22 protein-coding genes and 1 tRNA gene are annotated in these 17,747 nt (G+C 58.9%); 6 read left to right on the top strand and 17 right to left on the bottom strand.

All coding sequences use genetic code 11. The annotated features are described in order from the left end of the window. Window positions 1–8: 8 nt before the first annotated feature. The 16 genes from ACZRMO_RS00275 to ACZRMO_RS00350 form a co-directional block, all read right to left on the bottom strand. Window positions 9–404: a type III secretion system chaperone gene (locus ACZRMO_RS00275; RefSeq protein WP_463971525.1), complete on the bottom strand. Its 396-nt coding sequence runs from the start codon at window positions 402–404 to the stop codon at window positions 9–11. Window positions 405–406: 2 nt separating this feature from the next. Continuing rightward, on the bottom strand, window positions 407–622 hold the full coding sequence (locus ACZRMO_RS00280; RefSeq protein WP_463971526.1) for a hypothetical protein: 216 nt from the start codon (window positions 620–622) through the stop codon (window positions 407–409). 82 nt (window positions 623–704) lie between these two features. Beyond that, on the bottom strand, window positions 705–1,253 hold the full coding sequence (sctL, locus tag ACZRMO_RS00285; RefSeq protein WP_463971527.1) for a type III secretion system stator protein SctL: 549 nt from the start codon (window positions 1,251–1,253) through the stop codon (window positions 705–707). A 56-nt stretch (window positions 1,254–1,309) separates the two neighbouring features. Further along, window positions 1,310–1,879, bottom strand: coding sequence for a type III secretion protein (locus ACZRMO_RS00290; protein ID WP_463971528.1), 570 nt, complete (start codon window positions 1,877–1,879; stop codon window positions 1,310–1,312). Then, window positions 1,869–2,669, bottom strand: coding sequence for a type III secretion system inner membrane ring lipoprotein SctJ (gene sctJ / locus ACZRMO_RS00295; protein WP_463971529.1), 801 nt, complete (start codon window positions 2,667–2,669; stop codon window positions 1,869–1,871). The genes ACZRMO_RS00290 and sctJ overlap by 11 nt, the downstream gene beginning before the upstream one ends. A 5-nt stretch (window positions 2,670–2,674) precedes the next feature. Beyond that, window positions 2,675–3,043, bottom strand: coding sequence for an EscI/YscI/HrpB family type III secretion system inner rod protein (locus tag ACZRMO_RS00300; RefSeq protein ID WP_463971530.1), 369 nt, complete (start codon window positions 3,041–3,043; stop codon window positions 2,675–2,677). Between the two features lie 116 nt (window positions 3,044–3,159). Then, window positions 3,160–3,360: a hypothetical protein gene (locus ACZRMO_RS00305; RefSeq protein WP_463971531.1), complete on the bottom strand. Its 201-nt coding sequence runs from the start codon at window positions 3,358–3,360 to the stop codon at window positions 3,160–3,162. Between the two features lie 154 nt (window positions 3,361–3,514). Further along, a complete protein-coding gene (locus tag ACZRMO_RS00310; protein ID WP_463971532.1) occupies window positions 3,515–4,459 on the bottom strand; it encodes a sigma 54-interacting transcriptional regulator in 945 nt (314 codons plus the stop codon). A 321-nt stretch (window positions 4,460–4,780) separates the two neighbouring features. Then, the gene (gene ychF, locus ACZRMO_RS00315) at window positions 4,781–5,881 is read right to left on the bottom strand and encodes a redox-regulated ATPase YchF (RefSeq protein ID WP_124529897.1); all 1,101 of its coding nucleotides are present in this window, start codon (window positions 5,879–5,881) and stop codon (window positions 4,781–4,783) included. Between the two features lie 21 nt (window positions 5,882–5,902). Further along, complete coding sequence (pth, locus tag ACZRMO_RS00320) at window positions 5,903–6,487, bottom strand: aminoacyl-tRNA hydrolase (protein WP_017735148.1); 585 nt, start codon at window positions 6,485–6,487, stop codon at window positions 5,903–5,905. Window positions 6,488–6,655: 168 nt separating this feature from the next. Then, window positions 6,656–7,249 (bottom strand): 50S ribosomal protein L25/general stress protein Ctc, encoded by a 594-nt coding sequence (locus ACZRMO_RS00325; protein ID WP_124529895.1) that lies wholly within the window; start codon window positions 7,247–7,249, stop codon window positions 6,656–6,658. 138 nt (window positions 7,250–7,387) lie between these two features. Then, window positions 7,388–8,329 carry a ribose-phosphate pyrophosphokinase gene (locus ACZRMO_RS00330; protein ID WP_003208392.1) on the bottom strand — a complete coding sequence of 314 codons (942 nt, stop codon included), beginning with the start codon at window positions 8,327–8,329 and terminating at the stop codon, window positions 7,388–7,390. Between the two features lie 46 nt (window positions 8,330–8,375). Next, window positions 8,376–8,450: transfer RNA gene (locus tag ACZRMO_RS00335), tRNA-Gln, on the bottom strand. Window positions 8,451–8,487: 37 nt separating this feature from the next. Then, the gene (gene ispE, locus ACZRMO_RS00340) at window positions 8,488–9,291 is read right to left on the bottom strand and encodes a 4-(cytidine 5'-diphospho)-2-C-methyl-D-erythritol kinase (RefSeq protein ID WP_463972109.1); all 804 of its coding nucleotides are present in this window, start codon (window positions 9,289–9,291) and stop codon (window positions 8,488–8,490) included. Window positions 9,292–9,340: 49 nt separating this feature from the next. Beyond that, a complete protein-coding gene (gene lolB, locus ACZRMO_RS00345; RefSeq protein ID WP_463971533.1) occupies window positions 9,341–9,958 on the bottom strand; it encodes a lipoprotein insertase outer membrane protein LolB in 618 nt (205 codons plus the stop codon). 4 nt (window positions 9,959–9,962) lie between these two features. Further along, on the bottom strand, window positions 9,963–11,687 hold the full coding sequence (locus ACZRMO_RS00350; protein ID WP_463971534.1) for a tetratricopeptide repeat protein: 1,725 nt from the start codon (window positions 11,685–11,687) through the stop codon (window positions 9,963–9,965). A gap of 182 nt (window positions 11,688–11,869) precedes the next feature. Here ACZRMO_RS00350 and hemA point away from each other — a divergent pair, with 182 nt between their 5' ends. From hemA to ACZRMO_RS00380, 6 genes are all read left to right on the top strand, one after another. Beyond that, entirely contained in the window at window positions 11,870–13,159 is a 1,290-nt protein-coding gene (gene hemA / locus ACZRMO_RS00355; protein WP_124529887.1) for a glutamyl-tRNA reductase, read from the top strand. Beyond that, entirely contained in the window at window positions 13,156–14,238 is a 1,083-nt protein-coding gene (gene prfA, locus ACZRMO_RS00360) for a peptide chain release factor 1 (RefSeq protein WP_122489521.1), read from the top strand. Before hemA ends, prfA begins: the two co-directional genes overlap by 4 nt. Next, window positions 14,239–15,069, top strand: a complete 831-nt coding sequence (gene prmC, locus ACZRMO_RS00365; RefSeq protein ID WP_463971535.1) for a peptide chain release factor N(5)-glutamine methyltransferase — start codon at window positions 14,239–14,241, stop codon at window positions 15,067–15,069. Beyond that, complete coding sequence (locus tag ACZRMO_RS00370; RefSeq protein WP_463971536.1) at window positions 15,063–15,818, top strand: molybdopterin-synthase adenylyltransferase MoeB; 756 nt, start codon at window positions 15,063–15,065, stop codon at window positions 15,816–15,818. The genes prmC and ACZRMO_RS00370 overlap by 7 nt, the downstream gene beginning before the upstream one ends. Beyond that, complete coding sequence (gene murI / locus ACZRMO_RS00375) at window positions 15,811–16,605, top strand: glutamate racemase (RefSeq protein ID WP_463971537.1); 795 nt, start codon at window positions 15,811–15,813, stop codon at window positions 16,603–16,605. The genes ACZRMO_RS00370 and murI overlap by 8 nt, the downstream gene beginning before the upstream one ends. 114 nt (window positions 16,606–16,719) lie before the next feature. Then, on the top strand, window positions 16,720–17,238 hold the full coding sequence (locus ACZRMO_RS00380) for an acyloxyacyl hydrolase (RefSeq protein WP_463971538.1): 519 nt from the start codon (window positions 16,720–16,722) through the stop codon (window positions 17,236–17,238). 153 nt (window positions 17,239–17,391) lie between these two features. Here ACZRMO_RS00380 and ACZRMO_RS00385 read toward each other — a convergent pair whose 3' ends face one another. Then, window positions 17,392–17,697: a YkgJ family cysteine cluster protein gene (locus ACZRMO_RS00385; RefSeq protein WP_071491045.1), complete on the bottom strand. Its 306-nt coding sequence runs from the start codon at window positions 17,695–17,697 to the stop codon at window positions 17,392–17,394. Window positions 17,698–17,747: the final 50 nt, after the last annotated feature.

Here is a 17,747-nt window from a genome sequence, read left to right on the forward strand (position 1 = left end):
GTGTTCTCTTATAGGTAAGGTTGCGAGCGTAGCGGGATGGGTTTTCGATCCAGCGCCGGCCGAACAAGGCGCGCGGCGGTGGAGCGCCAGGTATCGCGCTGGTTGAGCAGGGTCTGCAGGCAGCCGCAAAGGCCTGCCTCGTCCCATGCCCCCTGCAGGTTTTGAATCAGCCAGAGCGCACCGGTGTCAGGTTTCTGAGCCAGTGCGCCCTGGAAGTGATTCAGGCTGGCGGCGCCCAGGCGCATCCAGCTGTATAAGGCGGCGTTGTCGGTGACTGTTGAAGTCAGCTGAGCCCCCAGCAGCAAGGTCCCGGCCTGGCGCTTCAAGATGATTTCGTCGTCGCCCTCAAACACGTTGAGTTGCTCTTCACGGCTGTTCAACCAGTCACTGACGAGCGCTCTCATGGCTATTGGAAACTCTCAAAGGCACTTTTTAGCAGCAGGTGATTGACCCGGTTGTGTTCCAGGTAGGCCATCTGCGTCGTGGTTTTTTTCATGGCAAGTTCGAAGAACTCCGCGTCTGAACCATGGGCTGAAACCTCTGCAATATTCGAGGTGTAAGACTTGCTGGCGACTTCGCTGTTTCTTAACAGTTGACGGGATAGATCGTTAAAAAAGTCCATGGTGTGTCCTTCATGCCTGTGGGTTTGAATACGTGGATCGACTTTTTTGCAGGGCGATATGACCGCTGTCGTGCGTATGCGGTCAGGTAGTTATCCAGTACGCTTTGCTGTTATTGAAGAAGGTTTCGAGCAGTGAACTCCAACTGATACGAAAGTCGCCTTCGTCGGTTTTCAGAACGAGTGTCTGAGGCAAGACTGCCTCGTCGGTGTGAAGCTTCCAGTACGTGGCGTTGCGCTGGGAAAGGCACTGTTTGATCTCCTCAAGGTCTTGTGGGTGGCACAACAGCGTTGCGTTGACTTCCTGGACTTGGCTGGCCAGCAATTGCTTCAGAAGGGCAGCCAGCCTCTGGGGAGGTGCGATGTCGTCAAGCAGGCAACGAATAACCTGGTTGGTGATGTCGGTGGCGTAATGCTCCAGGTGATCACACATCGCTTGGCGGTCGAGTTCCCACTGCTTGAGTTGGGCATCGGCGCGCTGCCAGATTTGCAGTGAGGCTTCTTGCTGCAACACTTCGCATTTTTTTGCGGCCTGGCGCAGCAGCTCGTCGGCCTGGGTATTGGCGCGGCGTAGAAGTTGGTTGGCCTGCTCCCAGTCCTTTAGTTCTTCCCGGGGGATCAGGTTGCGTGGCAAACCAGCAGCGCCGTCAAGCAGCTCAAGGGTGTGTCGGCAAAACATCAGTGATCTCCTTACCCATCCGAGCCAGGGGGCATGGTGTCGCTTGCCGTTGTCGTAACCCGCCAGACAACGGCCTGCCATAGCGTGTTCAACGGACTGCTGGCGCTCTTGATAGGCGGTTTTTTTTCCGACTCGCGTACGCGCTCGCGGGGGAAGCGCAATCGAAGGCGCTGCCAGATCGAGGGTTCGACCCAGCTATGGAGCAGTTGCAATGGATCAGCATCGGGCAGCAGCAGCGCTGGAGGCAGGGCCTTGGAGAGCCGCGTGCACCACAGTCGATGACTTTCGCTCAAGGTCGACGAGGCTTGCGGGCTGAAGGTGTCGTGAATCAGCGTCAGCGCCAGGTCGAGTTGCTCCATAGAGGCAAGGGCCAGGCGAAGAACGGTGGCATGAGGTGCCGGAGGCAGGCAGGTGGCAACACCCGGGGGCGGGCACGGGAGCAGTCCGCCACTGCGCGCGAATGCATCCATCGCAGAGAACGCGTCATCTCTCCAGTCTTCGTGGGCGTACTTGAGGGGGAATGCCCACCATTGGGCCCAGGCCAGATGTTCATTTATCGGCTGATCGATGCTAGGCGTCATGGGCAGCACCGACTTGTGCGCCTACTTCAGGCGTCCCTCGTTGCGCGCGCTGGCGCCGAGCATGCAGCAACAATGCGCCGCCCGTGAGAGCTAGCAGGCCGAGCAGAAACAGGGTGACACTGGTCCGCCAGAATCCGAGATCCTCGCCGGGTACCAGGAACGGCCCGAAATAGGTCAGGCGCTGCTGCTCCTGATACGTTGTGGCCGGCACGAATATCGTGCTGAGCTTTTGCGGGTTGTCCACTGCCGTGGTCATCCCCGGGATGCTGCTTGCGACCATTCTGCGCACGCGAGCGCGGATGTTGTCGGGGTCCAGGCGTGGATCGTGTTTGATGAACACAGATGCGGATGCTGGCTGGACCGGCTCACCCGGTGCGATACGCTCCGGCAGCACCACGTGAACACGGGCAACGATCACGCCGTCAATATTGGATAAGGTGGACTCAAGCTCCTGGGACAAGGCATAGATGTAGCGTGCCCGTTCCTCCAGCGGCGTGGAAATGACCCCCTCCTTGCGAAACGTATCGCCCAAGGTGGTGCGGGCAACCCTGGGCAGACCGACGGCCTCCAGCGTGCGTACGGCGCGCCCGATGTCGGTGGCATTGACCGCTACGATGACACCATCTTTAGCCGGGATTTTCTGCGCGCGGATATGTTTATCCGCCAACTCTGCGATGACCTCATTGGCCTCTTGCTCGGACAGTTGGCGATGCAGTTCGACACGGTCGCTGCAACCGCCCATCAAAAGTGCAACCGTCAGGAGCAATGCGACAGGAAGGAATGTATTCATGGCCGCTATTGCAGGTTGCTGATTTTGTCGATGCATTGGGTGGCCTTGCCCAAGCTTTTTACGAGCAGCTGCGAGGTCAGTACGACGTTGGACAATTCACGCGGGTATTGCGTGAACTCATCCTGGGCGTCGCCTTTTTTGGCGGAACTCAGTGATTTTGCAAGGCGAGCTTCCATTGTTTTGACATGGTTCCCTACCTCTGCCAGCAACGTAGGCTTGCGATCGTTTTCGGCGCGGGTGACAGGCGGTGCCGGACGTTCGAGTAGTGAGGCGAAAAAACCAACATCGGATGTAAATGCTGAATGCCCCCGCGTATCAACGGCACGCTCAAGGCTGTTGTTTTGCGCTGAAAAGCCTGGTTTTTCTATCTGCATATAGAGCCTGCAATGTAGATGTTCGACGCAGCGTTCAAATGAAGGCTGATACCTAAAGTTGCTGTTCCAGCGAACATGAAAATCTCCCCGATACATGAATCGGGGAGATGATCGTGTTATCGAACCTCTTTGGCTGCGGCATATTTGTTGGTGATTTGCTTGGCTTTCAGACTCAGTTCAAAGCCTTCTCGGGCAATGGCTTCTGCTTTTCCCAGCAGTTCTTCGTTGCTGTTCCCACCACCGGGTTTTGTTCCCGAAGAGGCTTGGGAGGCTGCGTTATTTATACCGTTGCTCGCCGATATGCCGGAAATATTCATGTGAAGCTCCAATTTCAATATTTGAAGGTTTGATGTACGCATCATTAGCCTGGCCAGAGCCATGCTTTTACATGGTTTATTTCGATGCTAGCCTGGCCATATTTATGTGGTATTTGGAAATAAGGCGTTCCAAGTATTTCAGTGTCAGATGTTTCTAAATGTTCTTGGTGTCGGCTTGGATCAGTGATATATCAAGTTGTTTCATTCTGTAGTAGAGCGTGCGTTTGGCCACGCCTAGCTCTGCTGCGGTGCTATCGACACTGTGCTCGTGGCGGAACAACGCTTCTTCAATCAAGGATTTTTCAAGTTGTTGCAGGCGTGTTTTCAGGCTCATCACGGTTTCTTGCCGGTTGCTGCCGGGAGGCGATAGCAGAGGTAAGCCCAGCACGAACCGTTTAGCCGTCGAGCGCAGTTCGCGGACGTTGCCCAGCCAAGGCTGGCTCAGCAATTGTTGGAGCAGCCCGCTGGGCGGCGGCGGGGCCGAACAGCCGAAATGGGCGGCTTCTTGCTGGACCATTTCCAGGAACAGCGGGATGATGCGCTCGCGTCTATCCCGTAGGGCTGGAAGTTGGATGTGGACGACATTCAGGCGAAAGTACAAGTCGCGCCTGAACGTGCCTTGCTCGACCATCGCGTGCAACGAGTGTTGGGCCGATGCAATGACGCGCATATCGACGGGGATGAAGCGGGTCGATCCCAGGCGCTCCACGCCGCGCGACTCCAGCACCCGCAATAGCTTGGCTTGCAGGGTCAGCGGCATGCTGTCGATTTCATCCAGGTATAGAGTGCCCAGGTGAGCCGCCTCCACGAACCCGGCCCGTGATTGCATGGCCCCGGTATAGGCACCGCTGTTGACGCCGAACAATTGGCTTTCCGCAAGGCTTTCCGGGATGGCCGCGCAGTTCACTGCAATGAAACTGCCTCGCCGCCCTGAGAGAAGGTGCACCCGTTGTGCCAGGGTGTCCTTGCCTGTGCCGGTTTCCCCCAGTAGCAGGATGTCAATGTTGAGGGTCGCAGTAGCATTGATCGTTTCTTCAATATCCGACCCTTCAATAAAGAGAGGGTCCACTTCCTTGTCTATTTGAAACGAGGCCGACATAGTGAGGGTGCTCCACTGTCGCGATCACTTCATTGTTGGTCTGATGCGCTGTCGATATCAATCAGGACAATTAAACTTAACAAGTTTGTCTTTGGACAGGTAAGGGTCAAATGGCCAAGATGCTGTACGAAAAGTAAGAGGTGTTTGCTATTTGAGTTGGGTGCTTATTGCTAGGTACGAAGTTGCGCGGGGTGTCAGTAAGATAAATCTTAAATTCAAGTTTAAAGTGCGACGATATATTCTTGTCTGCGCGTTCAGCGCCCACAAAAAAGCCGATGCATGGCATCGGCTTTTTGTTTGCGGCAAGGCCGCAGGGAAAACTTATACGTTGAAACGGAAGTGCATCACATCGCCATCTTTAACGATGTAGTCCTTGCCTTCCAGGCGCCATTTACCGGCTTCCTTGGCACCGGCTTCACCCTTGAACTGGATGAAGTCGTTGTAGGCGATCACTTCGGCACGGATAAAGCCTTTTTCGAAGTCGGTGTGGATCACGCCGGCGGCCTGTGGCGCGGTGGCGCCGACCTTGACGGTCCATGCACGGACTTCTTCGACACCGGCGGTGAAGTAAGTCTGCAGGTTGAGCATTTCGTAACCGGCGCGGATTACGCGGTTCAGGCCAGGTTCTTCCAGACCCAGGGCTTCAAGGAACATGTCCTTCTCTTCGCCGTCATCGAGCTCGGCGATTTCTGCTTCGATCTTGTTGCACACCGGCACCACGATCGCGCCTTCTTCGTCGGCGATGGCCTTGACCACGTCCAGCAGCGGGTTGTTCTCGAAGCCGTCTTCGGCAACGTTGGCGATGTACATCACTGGCTTGGTAGTCAGCAGGTGGAAGCCCTTGATCACGGCCTTCTCATCAGCGCCCATGTTCTTCATCAGGCTGCGTGCAGGCTTGCCTTCGGTGAAGTGCGCGATCAGTTGTTCCAGCAGGCCTTTCTGGACCACTGCGTCCTTGTCGCCGCCCTTGGCGTTGCGCGCGACCTTCTGCAGTTGCTTCTCGCAGCTGTCGAGGTCGGCGAAGATCAGTTCCAGGTCGATGATCTCGATGTCGCGTTTCGGGTCGACGCTGTTGGAGACGTGAATCACGTTCTCGTCTTCAAAGCAGCGGACCACGTGGGCGATGGCATCGGTTTCGCGGATGTTGGCCAGGAACTTGTTGCCCAGGCCTTCACCTTTCGACGCGCCGGCAACCAGGCCGGCGATGTCGACGAATTCCATGGTGGTCGGCAGGATGCGCTTGGGATTGACGATGGCCGCCAGTGCATCCAGGCGAGCGTCCGGCATCGGCACGATACCGCTGTTGGGCTCGATGGTGCAGAAGGGGAAGTTCTCCGCCGCAATACCGGACTTGGTCAGGGCGTTGAACAGGGTGGATTTGCCGACGTTGGGCAGGCCGACGATGCCGCAATTGAATCCCATGGTGTTTCCCCTCGGTAAGAGTCAGGCCTTCTGGCTGTGCAGGTTTTTCATCGCGCGGTTCCATTCACCGGCGAAGATATCCGGCAGCACGCCGAGGGCAAAGTCGATGCTGGCATCGAGTTTTTCCTGTTCGGCGCGTGGCGCACGACCCAGGACGAAATTTGAAACCATACTGGCGACGCCTGGGTGGCCAATGCCAAGCCGCAGACGGTAGAAATTATTCTGATTACCCAACTGCGCGATGATGTCGCGCAGGCCATTGTGCCCGCCATGCCCGCCGCCGAGCTTGAGCTTGGCAACGCCGGGTGGCAGGTCCAGTTCGTCATGGGCCACCAGGATTTCTTCGGGTTTGATCCGGAAGAAATTCGCAAGCGCCGCGACAGCCTGGCCGCTGCGGTTCATGTAGGTGGTGGGAATCAACAGACGAACATCCTGACCCTGGTGCGAGAAGCGCCCGGTCAGGCCAAAATACTTGCGATCGGCCACAAGGTTCACACCTTGCGCGTGGGCGATACGCTCAACAAAAAGGGCCCCCGCGTTATGCCGGGTCTGTTCGTATTCGGCGCCTGGATTTCCCAGGCCAACGATCAGTTTAATGGCAGTCACGACAGGGGCCCTTCCTTTGGAGTTGTGGATAACATCGCCGCAACCGTTGTGCGGCGAAAGTGGACGACAGAAGCTATTTACTCAAGAGTAAAACGCCGCGTTATCGCCCGCTTTCTCGCTACGTTCCGGTCCGCGATGTTTCCTCAAGCTCCGACGTTACAGAGTGAATTACTCTGCAGCGTCTGCTTCTGGTGCAACGCGTGGAGCGTGTACGTTTGCAACAGCTTTGTCATCACCGTGAGCCAGTGCAACAAACTCAACGCCTTTAGGGGCTTTGAGGTCGGACAGGTGGATGATGGTGCCGACTTCAGCGTTAGTCAGATCGACTTCGATGAACTCAGGCAGGTCTTTCGGCAGGCAAGTTACTTCGATCTCAGCAACAACGTGCGAGATTTCGCCGCCTTTCTTGATCGGAGCAGCTTCACCAACGAAGTGAACTGGAACGATCGCGGTCAGTTTCTGACCAGCAACAACGCGTACAAAGTCAGCGTGCAGCACGTGGCCTTTGGCCGGGTGACGTTGCAGAGCTTTGATGATTACGTTTTGCTTGGTGCCGCCAACGTTCAGTTCGATAACGTGGCTGTAGGCAGCTTCGTTTTCGAGCAGTTTGGCGATTTCTTTGGCCAGCATGCTGATGGATTCAGGGGCTTTTTCGCCACCGTAAACTACAGCTGGAACCAGGCTTGCGAGACGACGCAGGCGGCGGCTCGCACCTTTCCCCAGGTCGGAACGCGCTTCAGCATTCAGAGTAAAATCGTTCATGTTGTATCTCCAAAATAACCACATTCGCCCCAGCGTTTGCGACCAGCGCTAAAGGCGATATGGGCAAAAAAGCCCCGCCCCAACAGAATGCTGGGGCGGGGCGCTTTTCGTCAGTGAAATGATCCGAAGGTTTGACCCTTAACGGAACATCGCGCTGATCGATTCTTCATTGCTGATGCGGCGAACCGCCTCGGCAACTACCGGTGCGATATCCAGTTGACGGATACGCGAACAGGCTTGAGCTGCTGCGGACAACGGGATGGTGTTAGTCACCACCAGTTCGTCCAGCATGGAGTTCTCGATGTTCTCGATCGCTCGGCCCGACAGCACAGGGTGTGTGCAGTAGGCGAAGACTTTTGCGGCACCGTGCTCTTTCAAGGCTTTCGCCGCGTGGCACAGGGTGCCGGCGGTGTCGACCATGTCATCAACCAGAATACAGGTACGCCCTTCGACATCACCGATGATATGCATCACTTCAGAGTGATTGGCTTTTTCACGGCGTTTGTCGATGATCCCGAGGTCCACGCCCAAGGATTTGGCAACAGCCCGTGCACGCACGACGCCACCAATGTCCGGGGACACGATCATCAGGTTTTCAAAGCGCTGGTCTTCGATGTCATCCACCAATACTGGCGAACCGTAGATGTTATCTACCGGAATATCGAAGAACCCCTGGATTTGGTCAGCGTGCAGGTCAACCGTGAGAACACGGTCGATACCTACCACGGTCAGCATGTCAGCAACGACTTTCGCGCTGATAGCTACACGTGCGGAACGCGGACGGCGATCCTGACGGGCATAACCAAAGTAAGGGATTACAGCTGTGATTCGAGTCGCTGAGGAGCGGCGGAAGGCATCAGCCATCACGACGAGTTCCATCAGGTTATCGTTGGTCGGAGCGCAAGTCGGCTGAATAATGAAGACGTCTTTACCGCGGACGTTTTCATTGATCTCGGCTGTAATTTCGCCGTCGGAGAACTTACCGACAGAGATGTCACCGAGAGGGATATGCAGCTGACGTACGACACGTCGAGCCAGATCGGGGTTGGCGTTCCCCGTAAAGACCATCATCTTGGACACGCGCAGTACCTAGAGGCTGAGGGTAACCTGGATGAGTATTAGAAAATGGCAGGGGCGGCTGGATTCGAACCAACGCATGGCAGGATCAAAACCTGCTGCCTTACCGCTTGGCGACGCCCCTGTATCTGTTGCAACGAGTGCCTAACACTCGGTTCCTTTTAGAGCAGACTTTGCAGCTTGCGATGCAACATCGAAACGTTGCTTCCCTTTGCTACAAACCCTGTAAGGGTCTCTGTAAGAAGGGCCGAGACTTTATCAGCTTCAGCTTTGTTTGGGAAGCCCCCAAACACACAACTTCCAGTTCCGGTTAATTTTGCTTCGGTAAATTTACCTAACAAATTCAAAGCGTTACGTACCTCTGGATAACGCCTTGCTACAACCGGTAAGCAGTCATTTCGACTGTTTCCCTTGGGAACGGGGCGCACTTTAATGGGAGAAGAGTTACGTGTCAACAACGGATCTGAAAAAATTTCTGCTGTACTTACAGATACTTGCGGCACAAGCACGAGATACCACGGCTCTTCGGGGTCTACAGGGGTGAGTTTTTCCCCGACACCCTCAGCAAATGCGGCGTGTCCACGCACGAAAACCGGGACGTCGGCCCCCAGCGCAAGGCCCAGCGCCGCCAGGCGATCGTGGTCCCAACCCAGCTGCCACAAGTGATTCAGACCCAGCAACGTGGTGGCCGCATTCGAACTGCCGCCGCCGATACCACCGCCCATGGGCAGGATTTTATCGATCCAGATGTCGATGCCGAGCGTGCAGCCGGATTGTTCCTGAAGTTTTTTTGCGGCCTTCACGATCAGGTTGCTGTCGTGGGGCACGCCTTCGAATTCCGTATGCAACTGGATCACGCCATCGTCGCGAACGGCGAAAGTCATCTCATCGCCGTAGTCGAGGAATTGAAACAGCGTCTGCAACTCGTGATAGCCGTCTTCACGGCGCCCAAGAATATGCAGCATCAAATTGAGTTTGGCGGGGGAGGGCAGGGTCAGCTTTTGTACGGTCACGTTATTGCCCCAATTTGCGCGGTTGCCAATCCTTGATCACCAGCGTGACATCCAGGTCGGTGCCATGCAGCTTGATGCGCTCCGGCAGCCAATAACCGCTCTGCTGCACATAGCTCAAATACTCGACCTGCCAACCATCCTGCTCCAGGGTGGCCAGGCGGCTGTCGCCGTTCAGGCTCAGGCGACTTTTGCTGTCCGGCGCGGGCAACCCGCGTACCCACCAGACCAGGTGCGATACCGGCAGCTTCCAGCCCATCTGTTCTTCCAGCAGGGTTTCCGGTGACGTCGCCTCATAGCGGCCCTGGTTGGCCACTTCCAGGCTGACTTGCCCCGGTCGGCCGGTCAGGCGCGCTGCGCCGCGGCCCAATGGGCCAGACAGGCGAATATCGTAGTAGTCCTGGCGTTGCAGCCAGAACAAGGTGCCGCTGCCGGAATCTTTCGGCGCGCGAACGCCGACTTTTCCTTCGATCTGCCAGCCATCGATGCTGCTGAGCTGATCCTTGTGCTGTTGCCATTGCGCCGGGTTGCCCTGGCCCTCGACGGATTCACGGCTGCCGATGCCCGCACAACCGGCGAGCAGGGCGATGAGACTGAACACTACAACGTGGCGCAAGAACATAAGCTTAAAGGGTCTCGGATCCGGTCAGGCGCTTGATGGTGCCGCGCAGGATAGGGCTTTCGGGTTGTTCCTTGAGGAACTTTTCCCAGATTTGACGGGCTTCGCGCTGCTTGCCATTGGCCCACAACACTTCACCCAGGTGCGCCGCGACTTCCTGGTCGGGGAACCGCTCCAGGGCCTGGCGCAGCAAGCGTTCGGCTTCATCGAGGTTGCCCAGGCGGTAATTCACCCAGCCGAGGCTGTCGAGTACGGCCGGGTCTTCCGGGTTGAGCGCGTGGGCTTGTTCGATCAGCGCCTTGGCTTCGTCGTAGCGCGTCGTGCGGTCGGACAAGGTGTAGCCCAGGGCATTCAGGGCCATGGCGTTGTCCGGGTCGCGCTTGATGATCAGGCGCAGGTCTTTTTCCATCTGCGCCAGGTCATTGCGTTTTTCCGCCTGCATGGCGCGGGTATAAAGCAGGTTCAGGTCGTCGGGGTACTGCAGCAAGGCTTGTTGCAGCAATTTCCAGGCGCGCTCGCCCTGTTTGTTGGCCGACAAGGTTTCAGCCTGGATCAGATAAAGCTGGATCGCGTAGTCCGGTTCCGCATCGCGCGCAGCCGCCAGGCGTTTTTCCGCCTCGTCGGTGCGGCCATTGCTCATCAGGATATCGGCCTGGCGCAGTTGCGCCGGCAAGTAGTCGTTGCCGGGGCCGACCTGGGCATATTCGAGCAGGGCGGCCTGCGGGTCGTTTTTCTCTTCTGCAATGCGACCCAGGTTCAGATGTGCGGAGTCCACATGGCTTTCGCGTTCGATCAGCTCTTGCAGATAACCCTTGGCCTCGTCCCAGGCCTTGGCTTCCAGGCACACCAGCGCCAGGGAATAACGCAGCTCATCGTCGTCCGGGTATTGCTGGACCAGGTTGGCGAACTGCACTTTGGCGTCTTCCATGCGGTCCTGCTCGACCAGCATGCGCGCGTAAGTCAGGCGCAGGCGCTTGTCGTCCGGGTACTTCTTGATGCTTTTTTCCAGCAGTGGAATCGCTTCCTTGCCGCGATTGAGGTTTTGCAGCAGGCGCGCGCGCAGCAGGATCGGCGCGATTTCACCCTCTTCCGGTGGGTTCTGCTCCAGCAGCGTCAGCGCCGCATCCGCCTCGTCGTCCTGTTGCAACAGCAAGGCCTTGCCGAAAATCAGCTGGCTGTTCTTCGGGTGTTTTTGCAGCAGGCGGTCGAAACTCTTCATCAGGCCATTGCGCGTGTCCTGGTCGGTGTCGGCAGCCGACAGCGCGAGGAAGTCGAAATGGGTGTCGCCCTTGCCCTGCAAGACCTTCTCCATATAGATCATGGAGTCGTCGTAGCGCCCGGCGCGTGCCAATTGCACGGCGGCCGCGCGTTGCGCTTCAAGGTCATCCGGGGCGTTTTTCGCCCAGATCAGCGAGGTATCCAGCGCAGCCTGATCGGCGCCCAGGTACTCGGCGATGCGAAACGCCCGCTCGGAAATGCCCGGGTCCTGGGTGTTGATGGCCTGGGTCACGTAGTTATCCAGCGCAATATCGAAACGATTGCGCTGGCCAGCCAGCTCCGCGCTCAGCAGGCTGAACACCGTTTCTTCACTGAACGAGGAATAAACCTTGGGCTTTTCAGGGGCGGGGGTGCTGTCTTCCACCGGCGGCGTACCGTCCGGCGACACCGGGGCCAAGGCCTGGCAGCCGCTGAGGAAGACAAAAGCAAGGAGCAACGCGGAAGATCTATTCATATAGGAAGAGGACGACTAACCTGCGGTCGGATCATCATGACACAAGCCTTCGGCCAAACATAACCGAGACTCAGTTGGTGTATTTATAGGCACAACGTATAGGGACAATAGACGACGGTGGTTGTTCTGAATCTTTCGAAGTAGGACAATTGTCGGCTTCCCGACATCATCAGCGATATTGAATGGCCTTCCTCGCACTCGGTATTAACCACAAGACTGCTTCCGTAGACGTGCGCGAGCGCGTGGCGTTTACGCCAGAGCAGTTGGTTGAGGCCTTGCAACAGCTCTGCCGGCTCACCGACAGCCGCGAAGCTGCAATCCTTTCAACCTGCAATCGCAGCGAGCTTTATATAGAGCAGGAACATCTTTCAGCGGATGTGGTGCTGCGCTGGCTGGCTGATTACCACCATTTAAGCCTCGAAGAGCTGCGCGCGTGTGCTTATGTGCACGAAGAAGATGCGGCAGTTCGTCACATGATGCGTGTGGCCGCCGGTCTCGATTCGCTGGTGTTGGGCGAGCCGCAGATCCTCGGCCAGATGAAGTCCGCTTACGCCGTGGCGCGTGAGGCCGGCACCGTGGGGCCGCTGCTGGGCCGCCTGTTCCAGGCCACGTTCAATTCGGCCAAGCAGGTGCGCACCGACACCGCCATCGGCGAAAACCCGGTGTCCGTGGCGTTTGCCGCGGTCAGCCTGGCCAAACAGATTTTCAGTGACTTGCAGCGCAGCCAGGCCCTGTTGATCGGCGCCGGTGAAACCATCACCCTGGTGGCCCGCCACCTGCACGACTTGGGCGTGAAGCGCATCGTGGTCGCCAATCGCACGCTGGAACGCGCGAGTATCCTCGCCGAGCAGTTTGGCGCCCACGCGGTGTTGCTGTCGGACATCCCGGCCGAACTGGTGCGCAGCGATATCGTCATCAGCTCCACCGCCAGCCAGTTGCCGATCCTCGGTAAAGGCGCGGTCGAGAGCGCGCTGAAGCTGCGCAAGCACAAGCCGATCTTTATGGTGGATATCGCCGTTCCCCGGGATATCGAGCCCGAAGTCGGCGAGTTGGACGACGTTTACCTCTATAGCGTCGACGATCTGCACGAAGTGGTCGCCGAAAACCTCAAGAGCCGCCAGGGCGCTGCCCAGGCGGCCGAGGAGATGGTCAGCACCGGCGCCGACGATTTCATGGTGCGCCTGCGTGAACTGGCAGCGGTGGACGTGCTCAAGGCGTATCGTCAGCAGGGCGAACGCCTGCGCGACGAGGAACTGAGCAAGGCCCAGCGCTTGCTGGCCAACGGCAGCAGCGCCGAAGAGGTGCTGATGCAACTGGCCCGGGGCCTGACCAACAAATTACTGCATGCCCCCAGCGTGCAACTGAAAAAGCTTACCGCCGAAGGCCGCCTCGATGCGCTGGCCATGGCCCAGGAACTCTTTGCCCTCGGTGAGGGCGCGTCAGATAGCTCTTCGGATAAAAAACCGCAATGAAAGCGTCACTGCTCAATAAACTGGACGTGCTCCAGGACCGTTTCGAAGAACTGACCGCCTTGCTCGGCGATGGCGAAGTCATCTCCGATCAGACCAAATTCCGCACCTATTCCAAGGAATACGCGGAAGTTGAGCCGATTGTGACCACCTACGGCCAGTGGCTGAAAACCCAGGCCGACCTCGAAGGTGCCCAGGCACTGCTCAAGGACAGCGACCCGGACATGCGCGAAATGGCCGTGGAAGAAGTCCGCGAGGCCAAGGAAAAACTGGTCGCGCTGGAAGGCGACCTGCAACGCATGCTGCTGCCCAAAGACCCGAATGACGGGCGCAACGTGTTCCTCGAAATCCGCGCCGGCACCGGCGGCGACGAGGCGGCGATCTTCTCCGGCGACCTGTTCCGCATGTATTCGCGTTATGCCGAGCGTCGCGGCTGGCGGGTCGAGATCCTCTCGGAGAACGAGGGCGAGCACGGCGGCTATAAAGAAGTCATCGCGCGGGTCGAAGGCGACAACGTCTACGGCAAGCTCAAGTTCGAGTCCGGCGCGCACCGCGTACAGCGCGTGCCGGCTACCGAATCCCAAGGCCGTATCCACACCTCCGCGTGCACCGTGGCCGTGTTGCCCGAGCCGGACGAGCAGGAAGCCATCGAGATCAATCCGGCTGACCTGCGCGTCGACACCTACCGCTCGTCGGGCGCCGGCGGCCAGCACGTCAACAAGACCGATTCCGCGATCCGCATCACCCACTTGCCGTCGGGCATCGTGGTGGAGTGCCAGGAAGAGCGTTCCCAGCACAAGAACCGGGCGCGGGCCATGTCCTGGCTGTCGGCCAAACTCAACGACCAGCAGACCAGCGCCGCCGCCAACGCGATTGCCAGCGAGCGCAAGTTGCTGGTGGGTTCGGGCGACCGCTCCGAGCGCATCCGTACCTACAACTTTGCCCAGGGCCGGGTCACCGACCACCGCGTCAACCTCACGCTTTACTCCCTCGACGAGATTCTCGCCGGTGGCGTCGATGCCGTGATCGAGCCGTTGCTCGCCGAATACCAGGCCGATCAATTAGCGGCGATAGGTGAATAAATGACCATCATTGCCAGCCTGCTGCGCGCCGCCGACCTGCCCGACTCGCCCACCGCGCGCCTGGACGCCGAGCTTCTGCTGGCGGCGGCCCTGGGCAAACCCCGCAGCTACCTGCACACCTGGCCAGAAAAAATCGTCAGCAGCGAAGACGCGCTGACCTTTGCCAGCTACCTGCAGCGTCGCCGTGGCGGTGAGCCAGTGGCGTATATCCTCGGCCAGCAAGGCTTCTGGAAGCTGGACCTGGAGGTCGCGCCCCACACCCTGATTCCACGCCCGGACACCGAGTTGCTGGTAGAAGCGGCCCTGGAATTATTGCCGGCCACGCCGACCCAGGTCCTCGACCTCGGCACCGGCAGCGGCGCCATCGCCCTGGCCTTGGCCAGCGAGCGCCCGGCCTGGAAGGTCACCGCCGTCGACCGCGTGCTGGAAGCCGTGGCCCTGGCCGAACGCAATCGCCAACGCCTGCACCTGAATAATGTCACGGTACTGAACAGCCATTGGTTCAGCGCCCTGCAAGGCCACACCTACGACCTGATCATCAGCAACCCGCCGTACATCGCCGACAACGACCCGCACCTGGTCGCCGGTGACGTGCGCTTCGAACCGGCCAGCGCGCTGGTGGCGGGCCGCGACGGCCTGGACGACTTGCGCCACATCATCCACGAAGCACCAACGCACCTGAATGCCGGTGGTTGGTTGCTGCTCGAACACGGTTACGACCAGGCCCCGGCCGTGCGTGATCTGTTGCTGAACCAAGGCTTTGCAGACGTCCACAGCCGCGTCGACCTGGGCGGCCACGAACGCATCACCCTGGGACGCCGGCCGTGCTGACCGATCAGGAGCTGTTGCGCTATAGCCGACAGATTCTGTTGCAGCAGGTCGACATCGACGGCCAGTTGCGCCTCAAGCATGGCCGCGCCCTGATCATCGGCCTCGGCGGCCTGGGCGCGCCGGTGGCGTTGTACCTGGCGGCGGCCGGTGTTGGCGAGTTGCACGTGGCGGACTTCGACACTGTCGACCTGACCAACCTGCAACGCCAGATCATCCACGACACCGACAGCGTCGGGCAGACCAAGGTCGATTCGGCCCTGCGCCGCCTGAGCGCGATCAACCCTGAAATCAAGCTGGTGGCCCATCGCAGCGCGCTGGATGCCGATTCGCTGGCCGCTGCGGTTGCGGCGGTGGATGTGGTGCTCGATTGCAGCGACAACTTTTCCACCCGCGAAGCGGTCAACGCCGCCTGCGTCGCCGCGACCAAGCCGTTGATCAGCGGCGCGGCGATTCGCCTGGAAGGACAGTTGTCGGTGTTCGACCCTCGTCGCGCCGAAAGCCCGTGTTACCACTGTTTATACGGGCACGGCAGCGACACCGAACTGACCTGCAGCGAAGCCGGCGTGGTCGGCCCGCTGGTGGGCCTGGTCGGCAGCCTGCAAGCGCTGGAAGCCCTCAAGCTGCTGGCCGGTTTCGGCGAGCCGCTGGTGGGGCGCCTGCTGTTGATCGATGCCTTGACCAGCCGTTTCCGTGAGCTGCGCGTCAAGCGCGACCCCGGTTGCAGCGTGTGCGGGCCGCAACATGGTTAAGGACGCGCCCATCGGTGTGTTCGATTCCGGCATCGGCGGCTTGACGGTGCTGGACGAAATCCAGCAACTGCTGCCCCACGAATCGCTGCTGTATGTGGCCGATTGCGGGCATATTCCGTATGGCGAGAAAAGCCCGGCCTTTATTCTTGAGCGTTCGCGACAAGTCGCCGCCTTTTTCCGCGAGAAGGGCGCCAAGGCGTTTGTGATTGCCTGCAATACCGCCACCGTCGCGGCCGTGGCCGACCTACGCCTGGATTCTCCCGACTGGCCGCTGGTGGGCATGGAGCCCGCCGTCAAACCCGCTGCCGCCGCGACCCGCAGCGGTGTGGTTGGCGTGCTTGCCACCACCGGCACCTTGCAAAGCGCCAAGTTCGCCGCCTTGCTCGACCGCTTCGCCACCGATGTGCGCGTGGTCACCCAACCCTGCCCAGGCCTGGTGGAACTGATCGAGACCGGCGACCTGAACAGCCCTGCGTTGCGCCAGTTGTTGCAGGGTTATATCGACCCGTTGCTCAGCGCCGGTTGCGACACCATCATTCTCGGCTGCACCCACTACCCCTTCCTCAAGCCACTCCTGGCACAGATGCTGCCCCCCAGCATCATCCTCATCGACACCGGCGCCGCCGTGGCCCGCCAGCTCAAGCGTTTGCTGGGCGAGCGCGACCTGTTGGCCAGCGGCCATCCTGAACCGGCACAGTTCTGGACCAGCGGCGATGTGTATCACCTAAGAAATATCCTACCGACACTATGGAAATATCCGGGCGTTGTGCGAAGCTTCGGGGCGTGAAAATTTCGTGAAATGACGGTGTTATCGGCGGGAACTTCTGTCTACGCGCCGGCTTCTATTAGCGAGATAGTGTGTACACAAACCATATAACTACGTTCGGAAGGGATGTTTCTTATGAAGCGCTTGTTCTGTTTGGCTGCGATTGCGGCCGTCGTTGTAGGACACTCCGTTTCAGCCCAGGCCGCTGGCCTGGAATTGGGGGTGGGGAGTACCAGTGATTCAACCATGACCTACCGGTTGGGGCTGACATCGCAGTGGGATAAAAGCTGGTGGCAGAGCGATACCGGTCGCTTGACCGGTTACTGGAGCGGCGCCTACACCTACTGGGACGGTGACAAACGTGCCAGCGTCAGCAGCCTGTCGTTCTCGCCAGTGTTTGTGTATGAATTTGCCGGGGAGACGGTCAAGCCGTACATCGAGGCAGGGGTTGGCGTGGCGGTGTTTTCGCGCACGCGGGTCGAAGACAACAATATTGGCCAGGCCTTTCAGTTCGAAGACCGGCTGGGCTTCGGCTTGCGCTTCAATGGCGGGCATGAAGTCGGCATTCGCGCGACGCACTATTCCAATGCGGGGCTGAGCAGTAACAACGATGGGGTCGAGAGCTACTCGTTGCACTACACCCTGGCGCTATAATTTTTCTGGCTAATGAAAATCCCCTGTGGGAGCGGGCTTGTGTGGGAGCGGGCTTGCTCGCGAATGCGGTGTGTCAGTCAATGCATCTGTTGCTGACCCACCGCATTCGCGAGCAAGCCCGCTCCCACATTTGGACACCCACTTGTCGCAGGATCAGCGATAGGCCGTCGCAATCCCCTGCCTTTCCTCCAGACACTCCGGCGCGCCCATCTCGAACTCCCGGCAAATCAACGGCCGCCGCTCATAGATCGTGCACATCATCGTGTCCCGGTCCAGCGCCGCACACCAACCGTCGTCGAGGCGCAGCATCACTTCGCCGCCCCAATCGTCTGTGTCGATGTAACGCTCCGGTACGCCGGTGTCGGTGATCAGCATCACTTCCAGCTGGCAGCAGCAGGCCGCACATGTCGAGCAGGTGACGGCGGGTTCGGCGATTTGGGTGTGGGGGATGTTAGTCATAGGCGCGCAGTGTAAGGCAAGCCGCCGTTGCGCGTATGAATGCTCTGACG

It is taken from the genome of Pseudomonas sp. B611 (assembly GCF_055407965.1).